Source organism: Streptomyces sp. NBC_01549 (genome assembly GCF_026339955.1).
In the GTDB taxonomy this organism is placed as follows: domain Bacteria; phylum Actinomycetota; class Actinomycetes; order Streptomycetales; family Streptomycetaceae; genus Streptomyces.
Window position 1 is genome coordinate 2,322,474 of record NZ_JAPEPW010000002.1, and the last position, 16,936, is coordinate 2,339,409.

17 protein-coding genes and 2 pseudogenes are annotated in these 16,936 nt (G+C 69.7%); 8 read left to right on the plus strand and 11 right to left on the minus strand.

Features of this window, described 5'->3' with window-relative positions:
- Positions 1 to 3: 3 nt before the first annotated feature.
- The 3 genes from OG819_RS45760 (at position 4) to OG819_RS45770 (ending at position 2,595) form a co-directional block, all read left to right on the plus strand.
- On the plus strand, positions 4 to 1,212 hold the full coding sequence (locus tag OG819_RS45760) for a pyridoxal phosphate-dependent aminotransferase (RefSeq protein WP_266429029.1): 1,209 nt from the start codon (positions 4 to 6) through the stop codon (positions 1,210 to 1,212).
- 92 nt (positions 1,213 to 1,304) lie between these two features.
- Entirely contained in the window at positions 1,305 to 1,904 is a 600-nt protein-coding gene (locus tag OG819_RS45765) for a histidine phosphatase family protein (protein WP_266630375.1), read from the plus strand.
- A 61-nt stretch (positions 1,905 to 1,965) separates the two neighbouring features.
- A complete protein-coding gene (locus OG819_RS45770; protein ID WP_266655309.1) occupies positions 1,966 to 2,595 on the plus strand; it encodes a hypothetical protein in 630 nt (209 codons plus the stop codon).
- 60 nt (positions 2,596 to 2,655) lie between these two features.
- On the opposite strand, the pseudogene OG819_RS45775 reads toward OG819_RS45770, so the two are convergent.
- Positions 2,656 to 2,841 (minus strand): annotated as a pseudogene (locus OG819_RS45775) (winged helix-turn-helix transcriptional regulator); the annotation flags it as partial.
- A 1-nt stretch (position 2,842) separates the two neighbouring features.
- On the opposite strand from OG819_RS45775, the pseudogene OG819_RS45780 reads away from it, so the two are divergent.
- A pseudogene (locus tag OG819_RS45780) lies at positions 2,843 to 3,961 on the plus strand (MFS transporter); the annotation flags it as partial.
- Positions 3,962 to 4,118: 157 nt separating this feature from the next.
- Positions 4,119 to 4,946 (plus strand): chitosanase, encoded by an 828-nt coding sequence (locus OG819_RS45785; protein WP_266655311.1) that lies wholly within the window; start codon positions 4,119 to 4,121, stop codon positions 4,944 to 4,946.
- A 43-nt stretch (positions 4,947 to 4,989) separates the two neighbouring features.
- On the opposite strand, the gene OG819_RS45790 is transcribed toward OG819_RS45785, so the two are convergent.
- From OG819_RS45790 to OG819_RS45830, 9 genes are all read right to left on the minus strand, one after another.
- Positions 4,990 to 5,112, minus strand: a complete 123-nt coding sequence (locus tag OG819_RS45790) for a hypothetical protein (RefSeq protein WP_266630369.1) — start codon at positions 5,110 to 5,112, stop codon at positions 4,990 to 4,992.
- Positions 5,113 to 5,298: 186 nt separating this feature from the next.
- On the minus strand, positions 5,299 to 6,687 hold the full coding sequence (locus OG819_RS45795; protein WP_266655313.1) for an 8-oxoguanine deaminase: 1,389 nt from the start codon (positions 6,685 to 6,687) through the stop codon (positions 5,299 to 5,301).
- A gap of 155 nt (positions 6,688 to 6,842) precedes the next feature.
- Entirely contained in the window at positions 6,843 to 7,790 is a 948-nt protein-coding gene (pucL, locus tag OG819_RS45800) for a factor-independent urate hydroxylase (RefSeq protein WP_266655315.1), read from the minus strand.
- Positions 7,791 to 7,795: 5 nt separating this feature from the next.
- Entirely contained in the window at positions 7,796 to 8,194 is a 399-nt protein-coding gene (uraH, locus tag OG819_RS45805) for a hydroxyisourate hydrolase (RefSeq protein ID WP_060894368.1), read from the minus strand.
- Entirely contained in the window at positions 8,191 to 8,706 is a 516-nt protein-coding gene (uraD, locus tag OG819_RS45810) for a 2-oxo-4-hydroxy-4-carboxy-5-ureidoimidazoline decarboxylase (RefSeq protein ID WP_266655317.1), read from the minus strand. Before uraD ends, uraH begins: the two co-directional genes overlap by 4 nt.
- Before the next feature lie 108 nt (positions 8,707 to 8,814).
- Positions 8,815 to 9,183: a helix-turn-helix domain-containing protein gene (locus OG819_RS45815; protein ID WP_266429055.1), complete on the minus strand. Its 369-nt coding sequence runs from the start codon at positions 9,181 to 9,183 to the stop codon at positions 8,815 to 8,817.
- Positions 9,180 to 9,431, minus strand: coding sequence for a hypothetical protein (locus OG819_RS45820; RefSeq protein ID WP_266429057.1), 252 nt, complete (start codon positions 9,429 to 9,431; stop codon positions 9,180 to 9,182). The genes OG819_RS45815 and OG819_RS45820 overlap by 4 nt, the downstream gene beginning before the upstream one ends.
- 216 nt (positions 9,432 to 9,647) lie before the next feature.
- Positions 9,648 to 10,463 (minus strand): hypothetical protein, encoded by an 816-nt coding sequence (locus OG819_RS45825; protein ID WP_266655319.1) that lies wholly within the window; start codon positions 10,461 to 10,463, stop codon positions 9,648 to 9,650.
- Positions 10,460 to 11,968 (minus strand): SGNH/GDSL hydrolase family protein, encoded by a 1,509-nt coding sequence (locus OG819_RS45830; protein WP_266655321.1) that lies wholly within the window; start codon positions 11,966 to 11,968, stop codon positions 10,460 to 10,462. The genes OG819_RS45825 and OG819_RS45830 overlap by 4 nt, the downstream gene beginning before the upstream one ends.
- Positions 11,969 to 12,165: 197 nt before the next feature.
- On the opposite strand from OG819_RS45830, the gene OG819_RS45835 reads away from it, so the two are divergent.
- From OG819_RS45835 to OG819_RS45845, 3 genes are all read left to right on the plus strand, one after another.
- Complete coding sequence (locus OG819_RS45835; RefSeq protein WP_266630346.1) at positions 12,166 to 13,023, plus strand: TIM barrel protein; 858 nt, start codon at positions 12,166 to 12,168, stop codon at positions 13,021 to 13,023.
- 58 nt (positions 13,024 to 13,081) lie between these two features.
- Complete coding sequence (locus OG819_RS45840) at positions 13,082 to 13,999, plus strand: 2-hydroxy-3-oxopropionate reductase (RefSeq protein ID WP_266655323.1); 918 nt, start codon at positions 13,082 to 13,084, stop codon at positions 13,997 to 13,999.
- Positions 14,000 to 14,505: 506 nt separating this feature from the next.
- Complete coding sequence (locus OG819_RS45845) at positions 14,506 to 14,742, plus strand: hypothetical protein (protein WP_266429076.1); 237 nt, start codon at positions 14,506 to 14,508, stop codon at positions 14,740 to 14,742.
- Positions 14,743 to 14,986: 244 nt separating this feature from the next.
- Here OG819_RS45845 and gcl read toward each other — a convergent pair whose 3' ends face one another.
- Entirely contained in the window at positions 14,987 to 16,771 is a 1,785-nt protein-coding gene (gene gcl / locus OG819_RS45850) for a glyoxylate carboligase (RefSeq protein ID WP_266630341.1), read from the minus strand.
- Positions 16,772 to 16,936 lie beyond the last annotated feature (165 nt).

A 16,936-nucleotide genomic window follows, 5' to 3' on the forward strand; every position in this document is an offset into this window, starting at 1 on the left:
CGCATGGAGTTCCGGCAGTCGAGCAAGCTCAGCGAGGTCTGTTACGAGATCCGCGGCCCGGTGATCGAGCAGGCCGACGCACTGGAGGCGGCGGGCCACAGCGTGCTGCGTCTCAACACCGGAAACCCCGCGGCCTTCGGTTTCGAGGCGCCGGAGGAGATCCTCCAGGACATGATCCGGATGCTGCCGCAGGCGCACGGCTACACCGACTCGCGCGGCATCCTCTCCGCCCGCCGCGCGGTCGCCCAGCGCTACCAGGAACGGGGCCTGGAGGTCGACGTGGACGACGTCTTCCTCGGCAACGGCGTCTCCGAACTGGTCTCCATGGCGGTCCAGGCGCTGGTCGAGGACGGCGACGAAGTGCTCATCCCCGCCCCGGACTTCCCCCTCTGGACGGCCGTCACGACCCTCGCGGGCGGCAAGGCGGTCCACTACCTCTGCGACGAACAGTCCGACTGGTACCCGGACCTGGCCGACATGGAGTCGAAGATCACCGACCGCACCCGCGCGGTCGTCATCATCAACCCCAACAACCCGACCGGCGCGGTCTACCCCCAGGAGATCATCGAGGGCATCCTCGACCTCGCCCGCCGGCACGGCTTGATGGTCTTCGCGGACGAGATCTACGACCAGATCCTGTACGACGACGCGGTCCACCACTCGGCCGCGGCGCTCGCCCCCGACCTGGTGGTCCTCACCTTCTGCGGCCTGTCCAAGACCTACCGCGTGGCGGGCTTCCGCTCGGGCTGGCTGGTGGTGACGGGCCCTAAGCAGCACGCCCGTAACTACCTGGAGGGCCTGACCATGCTGGCCTCCATGCGGCTGTGCGCCAACGCGCCCGCCCAGTACGCCATCCAGGCCGCGCTCGGCGGCCGCCAGTCCATCCACGAACTGACCGCGCCCGGCGGCCGCCTCCACGAACAGCGCAACCGGGTCTGGGAGAAGCTGAACGAGATCCCGGGCGTCTCCTGCGTCAAACCGAAGGGCGCGCTGTACGCCTTCCCCCGCATCGACCCCGAGGTCCACAAGATCCACGACGACGAGAAGTTCGTCCTGGACCTCCTCCTCCGCGAGAAGATCCAGGTCGTCCAGGGCACCGGCTTCAACTGGCCCCGCCCCGACCACTTCCGTATCCTCACCCTCCCGCACGCCGACGACCTGGACGCGGCGATCAGCCGGATCGGGCGGTTCCTGGGCGGGTATCGGCAGTAGAGCCGCCGTATGGCGCACTCCGACCTGCGGACCGCCGGGGGCGATGACACCGTACGGAAGGAGTGACAGGACCGGAGAAGGGTGTGTCTGCGATGGGTGACCTGCTCCTCGTGCGGCACGGCGAGACCGAGTGGTCCTTGTCCGGGCGGCACACCGGGTCGACCGACATCCCGCTGACGGAGAACGGTCGCGCGCAGGCCAAGCGGCTGGCCCCGCTGATCGCCTCGCACCGCATCGCGGCGGCGTTCGTGAGCCCGATGCGGCGGGCGCGGGAGACGGCGCGGCTGGCCGGGGTCGACGGCGCGCGGGTCGACGCGGACCTGTGCGAGTGGGACTACGGCGGGTACGAAGGCGTCACGACCGTGGAGATCCACCGGACCCGGCCCGACTGGTTCCTGTTCGACGACGGTGTCGCGCCGGGGCCGCCGGAGCATCCCGGGGAGAGCCCGGAGCAGGTCGGGGCACGGGCGGAGCGGATGCTCGCCAAGGTCGACGCGGCGCTCGCCGAGGCGGAGGGCAGTGTCGTCGTCTTCTCCCACGGGCACTTTCTGCGGGTGCTGACCGCGCGACGGCTGGGGCTGCGGGCTTCGGACGGCGCGTTGTTCCAGCTCGCCACCGGGACGGTGAGCCGGCTGAGCACCGAGCATCGGCGGCATGTCGTCGCGGGCTGGAATGTCAGACCCCCGTCGTAGTCTTCGACTGCGCGCTCAGCCACCGACAACCGGCGGCTGACGCACGGAAAGGGGAGCCGTCATGACACGACCGCCGACCGTCGCGCAGCGGCGTGTCATCGACGCGGCGGATCCGGTGACCGGGCGGTTGCAGGGGACGGACGCACAGCTCGCCGCGCTGGTGAAGCGGGGGCTGGCCTTCCGGCATCCGCGCCCGCCGCACGACCACTTTCTGACGCCCGCCGGGCACCGGATACGGGACACGCCCGAACCGCCGACGGCCCCTGAGCCTCCCACCGCCCCCTCCGACTCGGGCGTGTTCACCGCGCGGATCGGTGGCGAGGAGGGCCCCGGCGGCGGACCCTCTCGGCTGCGGGAGGTGCACAGTGCCTGGCAGGGGCTGCTGGAGCTGCGGCGGATGACCAGCCGGGACGGGGCCGTGGACCGTCCGTGCGGGTGGGAGCGTACGCATCTGGTGCAGGCCGCCGCGCTCGCCCTGGAGGCCGCCGGGCACCGCCCCGCGGCGGCGGAAGGGCCCGGCTATCGGGTGCGGGCGACTCCACAGCCGGAGGCCGTCGCCGTGCGCGAGCCGGACGCCGAGGCCCTGCGGGCCTGTGCGGCCACGCTGGAGAAGGCGGGCTGGCAGGTCGGCGAGCACACGGAGCCGCGTACGGGAGCACGGTATGTGCTTGCCTCACCGCGGCGGGCCTGACGGCCCTTCTCCACGGCCGTCGGCCCAGGGCGCTCGCGAACCCGCCCCGCGGGGCGCGGGCTACGCGTCCAGCAGCTCCGGGCTGTGCTGGGCGTCGTAGGCCGCGCGTGACTCGGCGATCGTGACGCGGTGACGCTCGGCCCAGTCCGTCAGCGACAGCAGGGTGGCATGCAACTCGTGGGCCACCGGGGTGAGTTCGTACTCGACCTTGGGCGGGACCGTCGGGTGGACGGTCCGGGTGAGAAGGGCCGTCGTCCTCGGCATGCTGGTCGCGCTCTTCCCCGAACCGCGTGAACAGGCCCGAGCCATCGCGGTGTTCAGCGCGGTCGGCGCGGCGGGCGGGGCGCTCGGCACGTTCCTCGGCGGGGCGCTGACCCAGACGGTCGGCTGGCACTGGATCTTTCTGATCAACCTGCCGATCGGAGTGGTGGCGTGGGTCGCCGCGCTCCGGATCCTCGCCCCGGAGGAGGGAGCCGGGCTCGGTAAGGGCGCCGACTATCAGGGCGCGGCACTGGTCACGGGTGCGCTGATGCTGACGGTGTACACGATCGTCGGCGCCGGCGACCGGGCCCTGGGTACCACGCTCACCCTGGCCGTGGTCGCTCTCGGCCTCTACGGCGGCTTCGTCCTGCGTCAGGCGCGGGCCGCGCGTCCGCTGCTGCGGTTGCGGCTCTTCCGCTCCCGCGCCCTGAGCGGTGCGAACGGGGTGCAGATCCTGATGGTCGCGGGGATGTTCGGCTTCCAGTACATCGGCGCGCTCTACCTCCAACGCGTCCTTGGGTACGGCGAGTTGGCCACCGGCACCGCGTTCCTTCCGGCGCCGATCGCGATCGGGGTGCTGATGCTGACCTTGTCCGCGAGGACGATCGCCCGGTTCGGACCGTACCGCGTACTGCTCGCCGGGCTCGTTCTCATCACCGGCGGCTTGGCCCTGCTGAGCCGGGCCCCGGCCGACGGCTCGTACGTCGCCGACGTACTGCCGGCGATGCTGCTGCTCGCCGCCGGCTTCGCGGCCGCGATGCCCGCGGTGACGGGGCTCGCCATGACGGGCACCCGGGAGGAGGACGCGGGGCTGGCCTCCGGGCTCTTCAACACCACTCAGGTGGTGGGCGGTTCGCTGGGGCTGGCCGTGCTGACCACGTTGGCGGCGAGTCGTACGGAGCGTCTGACCGGCGGGGGCGAGGGGGCCGTGTCGGCCACGGCGGACGGTTACCGGCTGGCGTTCACGGTGGCCGCGGGGATCGCGGTGGTGGCCCTGGTGCTGGCGGCGGCGATCCTGCGGCCGGGACGGGGACACGTCCCGCACGTCTCCACCGCCAGGCCCGAGCCCTCGATGACGCGCCTTTCCCCTCGCGACCGGACCTGACCAGGACTGCCGGCTCAGACCCTGCCCCAGGGGCACCCGGCAGCCGTGGAGAGAGCGCCAACTCGGTCCCGTTGCACGGGTGTACGCCGACTGCAATCTCTGGTAGGAAACTTTCCTAACAGTAAGTGGACGCAACACTCCCCTCATCGGAGGTACCGTGCACACCCCCCACACAGGTCCCCAGCTCCACACCTCACGGCGCACACTGCTCACCCTGATCGGAGCCTCGCTGGTGGCAGGCCCCCTCCTCGCGGCCCAGTCCCAGGCCGCCGCGGCCGGCGGTCTGGACGACCCGGCGAAGAAGGAGATCGCCATGAAGCTGGTCTCCAGCGCGGAGAACTCCTCACTGGACTGGAAGGCGCAGTACAAGTACATCGAGGACATCGGTGACGGGCGCGGCTACACGGCCGGTATCATCGGCTTCTGTTCGGGCACCGGCGACATGCTGGACCTGGTCGAGCTGTACACGCAGCGCAAGCCGGGCAATGTCCTCGCCAAGTACCTGCCCGCCCTGCGCCAGGTGAACGGCAGCGACTCGCACCAGGGCCTCGACCCCGGCTTCCCCGCCGACTGGCGCAAGGCCGCCCAGGACTCGGCGTTCCAGCAGGCCCAGAACGACGAGCGGGACCGGGTCTACTTCAACCCCGCCGTCGCCCAGGGCAAGACCGACGGCATCGGTGTCCTCGGCCAGTTCGCCTACTACGACGCCATCGTGATGCACGGCGACGGCACCGACAGCACCAGTTTCAGCAACATCCGCAGGCGCGCCCTGGCCAAGGCCAAGCCGCCGGCCCAGGGCGGCAACGAGGTGACGTATCTGAACGCCTTCCTCGACGCGCGCGTCTGGGCGATGAAGCAGGAGGAGGCCCACTCCGACACCACCCGGGTCGACACCGAGCAGCGGGTGTTCCTGCAGAAGCGGAACCTGAATCTGGATCCGCCACTGGACTGGAAGGTGTACGGCGACAGTTACCACATCGGCTGAGACCGAGACCCGGCCCCCGGGGTGCGGAGCCGGACCCGCTCCGCTACGCGCCCGCCACCGCGGGGCCGGGACCGGTGTGCCGGTCCGCGATCTCCTCGCCCGGCTCCGTCGGGGCCGTGACCTCGTCGTCGTCCCGGCTGCGGATGCGCGTCGTCGCGACCACCATGACGGAAGCCGTTCGAAGAGAGCGGAGACCGTTCCGGGGCGCGCACGTCCATGCACGCCCCGGAGACGGCCGCCGTGGACCCCGCTCGGGTCCACGGCTACCGGCCGAGGGCCGTCCCCCTCGGCCGGAGATCAAGTGCCGGACGGGTCCAAGTGCCTTACGGCCCAAGGAGATCGCGAACGGCGGTCAGGCCTGCGCGGCGATCCGCGCGAGGCGCTGTGCCTCTTCCCGCGTGGCGCGGGCGATGGCGTCCTCGTCGACGTGCAGGAGCCGACTGTTCTCCACCACCGGCTCGCCATTGACGAGTGAGAGCGTGACCGGGGCCGCCGCGCCGAAGACCAGCGCGGTGACCGGGTCGGCGATCGAGGCGTGCGCGAGGGTGTCCAGCTTCCACAGCACGAGGTCGGCGAGCTTGCCCGGCTCCAGGGAGCCGATCTCCGCCGCCCTGCCCAGGACCTGGGCGCCGCCGTAGGTGCCCAGGCGCAGCGTCTGACGGGCGTTCAGGGCGGCTTCCCGGTGGGCGCCGAGGCGGTTGATGAGGAGGGCGTTGCGCAGTTCGGTGTGGAGTTCGCCGGACTCGTTCGAGGCGGTGCCGTCGACGCCGAGGCCGACCGGGACGCCGGCCGCGAGCATGTCGGGGACGCGGGCGATACCGGCCGCGAGACGGGCGTTGGACGAGGGACAGTGGGCGACACCGGTCTTCGTACGGGCGAAGGCGGCGATGTCGGAGTCGTTCATGTGGACGCAGTGCGCCATCCACACGTCCTCGCCGAGCCAGCCGGTGGACTCGAAGTACTCGGTCGGACCCATGCCGAACAGCTCCTTGCAGAACTGCTCCTCCTCCACGGTCTCCGAGCCGTGCGTGTGCAGCCGTACACCCTTGCGGCGGGCCAACTCCGCGCCCTGTCGCATGAGTTCGGTGGAGACGGAGAAGGGCGAGCAGGGCGCGACGGCCACCTGGGTCATGGCACCGAAGGAGGGGTCGTGGTGTTCGTCGACGGTCGCCTCGGTGGCGGCGAGGGCGCCTTCGAGGGTCTCGACGGCGAAGTCCGGCGGCAACCCGCCGTCCTTCTCGCTGCGGTCCATGGAGCCCCGGGCGAGGGTGAAGCGGACGCCCATCTCGCGGGCGGCCCGGATGATGGCGCCGGACAGGTCGCCGGAGCCCTCCGGGAAGACGTAGTGGTGGTCCATGGCGGTGGTGACACCGCCGCGGGCCATCATGGCGAGGGAGCCCTGCGCGGCGGCGGACACCATCGGCTCGTCGATGCGTGCCCAGGTCGGGTAGAGCGCGACGAGCCAGTTGAAGAGGTTGTGGTCGGTGGCCAGGCCCCGGGTGATCCACTGGTAGAAGTGGTGGTGGGTGTTGACCAGGCCGGGGGTCACCAGGTGGCCCGTGGCGTCGATACGGCGTACGACGTTCTCCAGGCCCTCCGGGGCCCTGCCGGCGCCGAGCGACTCGATGCGGTTGCCCGCGACGACGACATGCCCCGATGCGTACTCGGTGTCGCCCGCGTCCACCGTCGCGATCGCACAGTTCTCGATGACGATGCGCCGGTCTTCCGCCGATGCTGCCATGGTGCGTCCTTCTTCGTTTCGAGGGGTGGGCACGGCAGGGCCCTGGGAGGTTTGAGTGCCGCGGCTGTCGACGCCACGGGTGCCGAAGGAGGGGACCTTCGCCAAGTCCTCAGGTGGGTTCGGAGGTTGGCTCGGAAGGTGGCTCAGCAGGTGGCTCAGAGGTTGGTGAGGTCCACCGGGATGTGCGGCTCGCAGCCGTCGCGCAGGATGGTGGCCTCGATCAGTCCGTAGGGGCGGTCGGCCGCGAAGTACACCTCATTGTCGTTCTCGAGCCCGAACGGCCCCAGGTCGACGAGGAAGTGGTGCTTGTTGGGGAGGGAGAAGCGGACCTCGTCGATCTCGCCGCGGTTGTCGATGATCCGCGAGCCCATCTGGTACAGGGTCTGCTGCAGCGACAGGGAGTAGGTCTCCGCGAAGGCCTGGAGCATGTGCTTTCTGACCTGGTCGTAGGACTTCTCCCAGTTGGGCATCTTCTGCTCGTCGCCGGTCCAGTTGAAGCGCCAGCGGGCGGAGACCTGGGTGGCCAGGATGCGGTCGTACGCCTCGGGGAGCGTCGTGTACTTGTCCTTGACGTAGCCCCAGAACTCGGAGTTCGTCGAGTTCATCACGACGAGGTCCTTCAGCCCCGAGATGACCTCCCACGACGAGCCGTCATAAGTGATCTGGGTGACCCGGGTCTCCTGGCCCTTGCGTACGAAGGAGTGCTTGACGTCGTCGGCGCCGATGGACCCGGAGCCGGCGTCGGAGGTCTCGATGCGCTCCCAGGCGTACTCCTCGACGCGGATGCGCGCCGTCCTGATCGGCTCCTGCGAGGTCACGAAGTGCCGGGCGAGGTGGATGCCGAACTGTTCGGCGGACTCGATGCCGTACTCCTTGGCGAAGGCGTACACCGTGTTCTTGGTGGTGTCCGTCGGCAGGACGTTCGCGTTGGAGCCCGAGTAGTGGACCTCGTCCATGTCGCCGCTCAGCGCCACGGACACGTTCAGGTCCTTGATGTGGTGCGTGCCGCCGTCGCGGGTGATCTTCACGACGCGGTTCTCGGCCTTGCCGTACTGGTTCTGCCCCAGGATCACAGGGCGGCCGCTTCGGGAATTGTCAGTCATGTCTGCTAGCTCCCTCGGTAAACGGAGTAGCCGAACGGGTTGAGCAGCAGCGGTACGTGGTAGTGCTCGCCCGGCCTGACGGCGAAGGTGATCGTCACCTCGGGGAAGAACACTCCGCTCGCACCGCTGTCCCGATTCGCGGGGGCGTCCTGCTGCGCATCGGCTTGCTTCTTCTCGAAGTACGCCTCGACCTCGAAGTCGAGCCGTACGTGGGTCGTCCCCTCCGGCAGCGCCGGGAGGTCCTTGCACCGCCCGTCCGCGTCGGTCGCGGAGCCGCCGAGCTCCCGCCAGTCCGCCGTACGGCCACCGCGGGCCGCGAGCCGGACGGCGACGCCCTCGGCGGGGCGTCCGACGCTGGTGTCCAGGATGTGCGTGGACACGGATGCGGTGGTGTCGGTGCTCATGCGTTCTCCTCCTCCACGAGACGGGTCAGCCGGATGCGGTTGATCTTGCCCAGTTCGGAGCGGACGATCTCCCGCTCCCGCTCGGGCGAGTTGCCGATCCGTTCCTTGACCGCGTCGCGCATCTGCTCACCGGTCCGGCCGGTGGCGCAGATCAGGAAGATATGGCCGAACCTCTCCTGGTACGCCAGGTTCAGTTCGAGCATCTCCTCCTTGAGCTGCGCGGAGGCGCCGGCCATGCCGCGCTGCTCCCTGGAGGAGGTCGGATCCCCGGACTTCGGCCGCCCGATCGGCGGGTGCCCTGCCATCGCCTCCGCCAGATCCGCGGCGGTCAGCTCGGCCATCGCGGCGTCGCTCGCGGCGAAGAGGTCGTCGGGGGTGGCGTACGGGCGGCGGGCGAGCAGGGTGCGCACCCAGGCCGTCGCGGCGCACGCCTCGTGGAGGGCGGTGTAGGCCGCGGGCTCCTCCAGGGCATTGAACCGGGCGAGGCCGCCGGGTGTCGTACTCGAAGTCACGGGATGCCTCCGTGGCCTTGTGCTGGACGGGCTGCGGCCAGCTAACGCCTTCGAGAACACCACGTCAACACTTTGTTGAAAAATCGAGGTAACAACCGACCTCCGCGCTCAGGCCTGCTTCTCGCGGTTCAGGTAGTTGTAGACGGTGAAGCGGCTGACACCCAGCGCGCTCGCCACCGTCTCCACCCCGTGCCGCACCGAGAAGGCGCCGCGGGCCTCCAGCACCCGCACGACCTCCTGCTTGGTCTTGCGGTCGAGGTCGGCCAGCGGCTTGCCGTGCTTGCGCTCCAGGGCGGCCAGGATGTGATCGAGCGAGTCGGCCAACTGCGGCAGCCGTACGGCGACCACGTCCGCACCCTCCCAGGAGAGCACGACATCGTCGGGGCCGGCCTGGTCGGGCGCAACCATCTCGCCCCCCATGGCGTCGACCAGCGGCTTGACCGCCGCGACGAAGGGGTCGTCCCCGATACCGGTCACTTATCACCCTCCCCGACCACGTTCACCTGCAGCGAGACCCTGGTGGCACCCGCCTCCAGAGCCCGGCGCAGCAGTGCGTCGACCGCGGAGAGCACCGCGTCCGCGCCCCCCTCGGCGGTGTTGCCGAACGGGCCGACGTCCACGGCGTCCAGTTCGGCCGCCTCGATGACCTCACGGGCGACCAGCGCGTGCCGGGGCGCCTCGTCGAGGTCGAAGGGCTCGGTCGTGAACTCCACTCTCAATCGCACTGTACCCCCAGAATGCGCCTCTGACCTGCACTTTTACCCGGATTACCCACCGCAGGGCACATCAGGGCACAACGGGGATTCATCAGTCGACCGCTTCACAGCCGTGATGCACCCCAGGCCGATCAATTTCTCTGGGACGGAGCCGCTTCGTCCGCCACGAGGCGACCCTAACCGACCAGGACATCGCTCCGCCCCGCACGTGGCCAAGCCGCTCGCTCAGCCGTCGCAGTGCGCGGCGGCCACGGGGAGCGTGGTGACGGAGTCGCTGTCGTGGGAATCGGTGACCCGGACGAACCGGTAACACTGCTGCTGTCCGGCGGCGTGCACGAGGGCGATGACGGTGACGGTGGTACCCCGGCGGGTCACGGTGGTCACGTCGTAGGCATAGTGGTCGGCGGCGCTGCCGACCGGTGCGAGGAGTTGTTGGACCTGCGAGCGGGTGGCGGCCGGTCGGACGAGGGTGCGCAGGGCGTCCTGGGCGGCGTGGGCCGCGTCGGTGACCGGCTGCCGCCGGGCGCAGTCCGCGTCGGAGCGAGCGGTGACGTCGGCCCGCCAGGTGCCCGTGTCGTGCCGGAAGACCAGGGCGTAGCAGCGGGTCTCCGACTCCGTGCTGACGGCTCCCCACAGGGCGGGGCGCACCTCGTACACGCTGGAGAACGGTGTGACGGCGGTCAGTCTGCCCGTGGCCCGGTCGAATACGAGGTCCGACGCCACCGTGCCCCGGCCGGGGCCGGGGTCCCTCCCGTCGCGCAGCACGATGTCCTGCGCGGCCGTGCCGCTCACGGACGCCCGCGCCGCGGTCAGCGCCCGGACGGTCACCGACGCGGCCTGCCGGGCCTGCTGCTCCACCGCGGCCCGTGCTTGCGTACGGCGGTCCGCGTTGCCGGTGCCGGCCCGGTGGAACGCGTACGCCGTCCAGGCGAGGACGGTTCCGAGGACGAGGATCAAGGCGGCCAGTGCGGCCAGGCAGCCGCCGGTCACGGCGCGGGCGCCCCGCCCCGTGACCGGCGTGGAACTGGAGGTACGTATCACTGGCTGCCCGTGTATCCGATGTCGGCGAGGGTCTGGTCCATCACCGCGGAGTAGGCGGTGGTACCCCGGTCCTTGGGGTGGAACGACTCCAGGCTGGCGCAGATACCGGTGAGCGGAATGCGCGGAATCGGATTGGCCGGATCGCCCGAGTGATAGTCGCCGTCGCCGTTCGGTCCGGCCACGATGCGGTTGATCCACTCGTCGCTGTCACAGATGCCATGGCCGTGGAAGGCGCTGATCGGGTCGGCGAACGCCACCTTGACCCCCTGGTTCTTCAGCTCGGCGACCTTGGCGGCCTGCTTGTCCCGCAGCTCGTCGGCGAGGGCGTTCAGCGTGTCGAAGTCGGCCGTCAGACAGGGATCATCGGCAACGATGTGAGGGTAGCCCATGAGGACGATCTGGGCGTGGGGAGCCTTCTGGCTGATCTCGTCGAGGAGTCTCCCGGTCGCGTCGACAGCCGTGTTCATCTTGGCCGTGTAGTCGTCCTTGTCGCACACGCCGACGAGATAGCACTTGGTGATGGCGTCGGTGAAGTTGCCGCCGTCGTTGCCGCCGATGGTGAGCATGACCAAGGTGGTGTCGTCGCTGAGGACGCCGGAGTCGATCTGTGCGATCTCGTGGAACTGGCCCTGCGTCTGCGGCTTGCTCGGGTCGTCCCAGGCGGAGGGGTGCACGTCCGCGTCGTTCTGCGTGATGTCCTTGCCCCGCACGTTCCAGGTGGACGCGCCGGAGCAACTGACGTTCTGCAGGTCGGCGACCGTGGAGTGGGCGTCGGAGAGGTCACCGAGGGATGTGGCCTGGAACGGCAGGAGGAGCTTGCGGCTCCAGCCGTTGGCGCCGCGTCGGCAGGCGTTCCACCCGGTGGTGCCGTGGGAGGTGTCGGACTCGCTGGAGTAGTCCCCCGAGCCCTCGCCCGAGGTGTAGGAGTCGCCCATGGCGACGACCATGTGCTGCGGCTTGCCCGGGAGCTTCTGGAAGGCGACCGAGGTGAACGCCACGTCATCGTCGCCGATGCCGTCGTCGGCGGTGTTCGACAGCTCCACCTGGGGCGTCCCGGTGAAGTGATAGACGCCGAGCTCGGCCCAGGTGTTCGCGCCGTAGTGGGTGTTGAGATAACGATCCCGGTCGCCGCCTTCCACGCCGTGGATGACGTAGTGGGCCTGCTGGGTATGGGCGCCGGTGTCGGGCACCTGCACGAACACCCGGGCCCAGCCGTCCAGGTTCTGGCCGAGGGTCCACGTCCCCTTGACCGTCATGAGCCCGTCGACCTTGTTCCCGTTGGAGTCGACCCCGTCCCCGAGGTGGGCTTCATTACGGGTGTGGGCGTACCAGAAGTGGCCGCCGTATCCGCCGCCTATCTGGTACAGGTCCCCCTTCGCCTCGTACTGCCCGAGACCGGGACCGGACGTGCCGTTGGAGTTGAACGTGAACGCGAAGCTCCCGTCGTCGGTGCCGGTCGAACCGCATGAACCGTAGGTGTTCGTGTTGTCGGGTACGGAGTTCACGAGCAGCGTGCCCGCGGGCAGACCAGCAGGACTCCGCCCTCAATCGCACGCGCTCAACCTGCTGCGCGGTGTCGCTTTTCCGGCAACCCCCTCTTGACAAGCCTCGACGCCCGACGGCAGTCTTCCATTAAGCAGAAATCAACTTCCGCAATGTGGAATTCAAAGTGGTCTCGATACGGAAGGGAGCGCCGAGCCACATGCCGGGTTCTGAATGGGGCACAGCCTCCGATCAGCGCTTCAACGTCAACCTGTCGATCCTCTTCACGGAGCTCCCGCTCCTGGAGCGCCCCGCGGCAGCCGCCGCGGCGGGCTTCACCGCGGTCGAGCTGTGGTGGCCCTGGGTCGACTCCCCCACCCCCGAGCGGTCCGAACTCGACGCCCTGAAGAAGGCGATCGAGGACGCGGGCGTCCAGCTCACGGGGCTGAACTTCTACGCCGGACAACTGCCCGGACCCGACCGGGGCGCACTGTCGATCCCCGGCGCGGAGTCGGAGAGGTTCCGCGCCAACATCGACGTGGTGGCCGACTTCGCGCGGTCAGTGAACTGCAAGGCCCTCAACGCCCTGTACGGCAACCGCGTCGAGGGCGTGGACCCGGCCGAGCAGGACGCGCTCGCGCTGGAGAACCTGGTCCTCGCGGCCCGGGCCGCCGACCGGATCGGCGCGATCCTCCTGATCGAGACCCTCAACAGGCCCGAGTCACCGCTCTATCCCCTGGTGAGCGCCCCGGCGGGAATCGCCGTCGTCGACAGGGTCAACGAGGCGACCGGCCTCGGCAATGCCAGGTTCCTCATGGACCTGTACCACCTGTCCATGAACGGCGAGGACCTGCCGTCGGTGATCGAGCGGTACGCCGCGAAGACCGGCCACGTGCAGATCGCCGACAACCCCGGCCGCGGCGCCCCGGGCACCGGGACCCTCCCCCTGGAAGAGCTGCTCGGCCGGCTGAGGAAGGCCGGTTACGAGGGCTGGGTCGGCCTGGAGTACAAGCCGGGCGAGCGTCCGAGCGCGGAGGCCTTCGACTGGCTGCCCACCGAGGCCCGAGCCGCTCGCTGAGCGGCAACTCATCGGCGTATCGCAGCAGACGTATCACAGCAGTCAGAGAGGCACCCTGATGAGCAGCACCCCCGCAGACTCCTCCCACCCGACCCGCCCCTCGATCGCGTGGATCGGCCTCGGCATCATGGGCTCCCCCATGTCGGAGAACCTGGTCAAGGCCGGGTACGACGTCACCGGCTTCACGCTGGAGCAGGACAAGCTGGAGCGCCTGGCCGCGGCGGGCGGTACGGCCGCCGGTTCGATCGCCGAAGCCGTGCGGGACGCCAACGTGGTGATCACGATGGTGCCCGCCTCCCCGCAGGTCGAGGCCATCGCGTACGGCCCCGACGGCATCCTGGAGAACGTGAGGTCCGGCGCGCTGCTGATCGACATGTCGTCGATCACCCCCCAGACCTCCGTGGACCTCGCGAAGGCGGCCGCCGCGAAGGGGATCCGGGTTCTGGACGCCCCCGTGTCCGGCGGTGAGGCCGGGGCGATCGAGGCCGTGCTGTCGATCATGGTCGGCGGCGAGCAGGCCGACTTCGACGAGGCCGGGCCGATCTTCGAGGCGCTCGGCAGGACCATCGTCCTCTGCGGTCCGCAAGGCTCCGGCCAGACCGTGAAGGCCGCGAACCAGTTGATCGTCGCCGTGAACATCCAGGCGTGCGCCGAGGCCGTCGTCTTCCTTGAGAAGTCCGGCGTGGACCTGAAGGCCGCGCTCGACGTCCTGGGCGGCGGCCTCGCCGGCTCCACCGTGCTGACGCGGAAGAAGGACAACTTCCTGAACCGCGACTTCAAGCCGGGCTTCCGCATCGACCTGCACCACAAGGACATGGGCATCGTCACGGACGCCGCCCGCACGGTCGGCGCCGCACTGCCGGTGGGCTCCCTGGTCGCCCAACTCGTCGCCTCACTGCGCGCCCAGGGCGACGGCGGCCTGGACCACTCGGCCCTACTGCGCTCCGTGGACCGCCTCTCAGGCGCCCAGCTCTGAAACAGGGAACGCGGCACGGTCACATCGGGCGCAAGCCCACCCGCTCAGCGCAGCTCTGAGACTTCCGGGCGGTGTCGTCGCTGACACCTGTCCTGTCGCGCCCAAGCGGTGGCACCGCCCGGAACCCACTTCAACGAACTGTTGACGCCCTGGGCAACGCGGAAGCGGTCCGCGCCCTGCGCGAAGACCGCCCCCCGGACGGCGTCACCGGGCCAGACAGGAGGTCGGCCCGGTGACGCTCGGCCCGCGAAAACCCGAGCGACCCGGATGAGGGTGGTCGCCGGTGCCCCGCGGGCACGACGAGGACCGCGGCGGATGCGAGCCAGTGCGGTGGTGAAGGTCCCGGGACCCCCTTCTCGACCTGAGGGAAGGCCGGCCCCGGTTCCGTCGCGGCCGCCGCGGTCCCCGTCACACACCGGGCGAGGCGCCGGGTACGGACTCCGTACCCGGCGCCTCGGCGTGCCCCCCAGGGTGCGGAGTAGGCCCGAGCACAGCAGCCTGAAGGCATGGACTATCCCACCATCGTCGTGCACGCCCCGGCTCTGGACGGCTCGCGAAGAGTCACCACGGGGGACGAGACGCTCGGTGTCGCCTACCACCTCGACGACGTCGTCGAGATCCTGCGACGGGCCGAGGTCGACCTGGACGAGATCGAGGTCGACAAGACCGACATCATCGACTGGCAGGGCGGCGGCCCCGACCACTGGCCGGGATTCGAGGAGCTCGAGCTCCCGGAGGACTGAGAACACGCCTCGGACACGTACTCCAGTGGACGTACGCCGGCTACGCAATCCTCAAATCCAGCTCTGAACACGGTCCCAGGGGCTTCAACTCACCCCGGTGACGGGAACATTCTCGGCACACGGGGCCCGCCGGCACGGGGGCGGCGGGCCCCATAACGGGGACACGGGGGAACATCACGGGGGAACACACGGGGGCGGCTCACCCGAACGGTGAACCGCCCCTGGTACGTGATGGATGCGTACCTCAGACCTTCAGCGTCCTGATGGACGTGGGCGCGTGGCCCGGCTCGGTCGCGATCTCCTCGAACTCCACGACGTTGCCGATGTCGTTCGTCGTGGACATCGAGATGTTGGTGACGCGCTCCAGGATCGCCTCGACGACGACCGGCACCCGGTACTCGGCGGCGAGCTTCTTGGCCTGTTCGAAGGCGGCGCCCAGCTCGGCCGGGTCGGTGACGCGGATCGCCTTGCAACCGAGGCCCTCGACGACCTTGACGTGGTCGACGCCGTAGACGCCGAGCTCGGGCGAGTTGATGTTCTCGAACTCCAGCTTGACCTGGAAGTCGATGTCGAAGGCCCGCTGCGCCTGGCGGATCAGGCCCAGGTAGGAGTTGTTGACCAGGACATGGACGTACGGGATCCGGTGCTGGGCGCCGACGGCCAGTTCCTCGATCATGAACTGGAAGTCGTAGTCCCCGGAGAGTGCGACGACAACGGCCTCCGGGTCGGCCTTGGCGACACCCAGCGCGGCCGGGATCGTCCAGCCGAGCGGACCCGCCTGGCCGCAGTTGATCCAGTGCCGGGGCTGGTACACGTGCAGCATCTGGGCGCCCGCGATCTGCGAGAGGCCGATGGTGGAGACGTACCGGGTCTCCGGGCCGAAGGCCTTGTTCATCTCCTCGTAGACGCGCTGCGGCTTGATCGGGATGTCGTCGAAGTGCGTACGGCGCTGGAGGGTCGCCCTGCGCTCCTGGGCGGAGGCGGCCCACGCGGAACGGTCCGGCAGCCGGCCCTCGGCCCTGAGTTCCTTCGCCACCTGGACGAACAGTTCGAGCGCGGCCTTCGCGTCGGAGGCGATGCCGTAGTCCGGGGCGAAGATCTTGCCGATCTGGGTGGGCTCGATGTCGACGTGGACGAAGGTGCGGCCCGCCGTGTACACGTCCAGCCTGCCGGTGTGGCGGTTGGCCCAGCGGTTGCCGATGCCGAGGACGAAGTCGGACTCCAGGAAGGTCGCGTTGCCGTAGCGGTGCGAGGTCTGCAGGCCCACCATGCCGGCGTTCAGCTCGTGGTCGTCGGGCAGGACGCCCCAGCCCATCAGCGTCGGGACGACCGGGACGCCCGTCAACTCGGCGAATTCCACGAGGAGTTCACATGCGTCGGCGTTGATGACGCCGCCACCGGCGACGATCAGCGGCCGCTCGGACCCGTTCAGCAACCCGATCGCCTTCTCGATCTGGGCACGGGTGGCGGCGGGCTTGTACGCCTGGAGCGGCTCGTACGTCTCCGGGTCGAACTCGATCTCGGTGAGCTGGACGTCGACGGGCAGGTCGATGAGGACCGGACCCGGACGGCCGGAGCGCATGAGGTGGAAGGCCTGCTGGAAGACTCCGGGGACCTGGGCCGCCTCCAGCACGGTGACCGCCATCTTGGTCACCGGCTTCGCGATCGAGGCGATGTCGACGGCCTGGAAGTCCTCTTTGTGGATCACGGCGGTCGGCGCCTGGCCCGTGATGCACAGGATCGGGATCGAGTCGCCGAGGGCGGAGTAGAGGCCGGTGATCATGTCGGTGCCGGCGGGTCCCGACGTACCGACGCAGACGCCGATGTTGCCCGGGTGGGTACGGGTGTAGCCCTCCGCCATGTGCGAGGCGCCCTCGACATGGCGGGCGAGGGTGTGGCTGATCCCCCCGGAGGCCTCGAGGGCCGCGTAGAAGGGGTTGATCGCCGCGCCCGGAACGCCGAACGCGTTGCAGACGCCCTCGCGCTTGAGGATCTCGACTGCCGCGCGGGCAGCGGTCATACGAGCCATGGAGTACTCCTGCTTCGGCTGTCGGATGCGTGCTCCCGTCGCGCCCCGCGGAGAGCCGGCGATTCCTAGTGATTCCGCATTACGGAAATAAACTTCTACTATCTGGAATTAATGTAGGTGGCGTGCCGAAGAGCGTCAAGGGTGCGCACCCGGCTGGATCCGCCG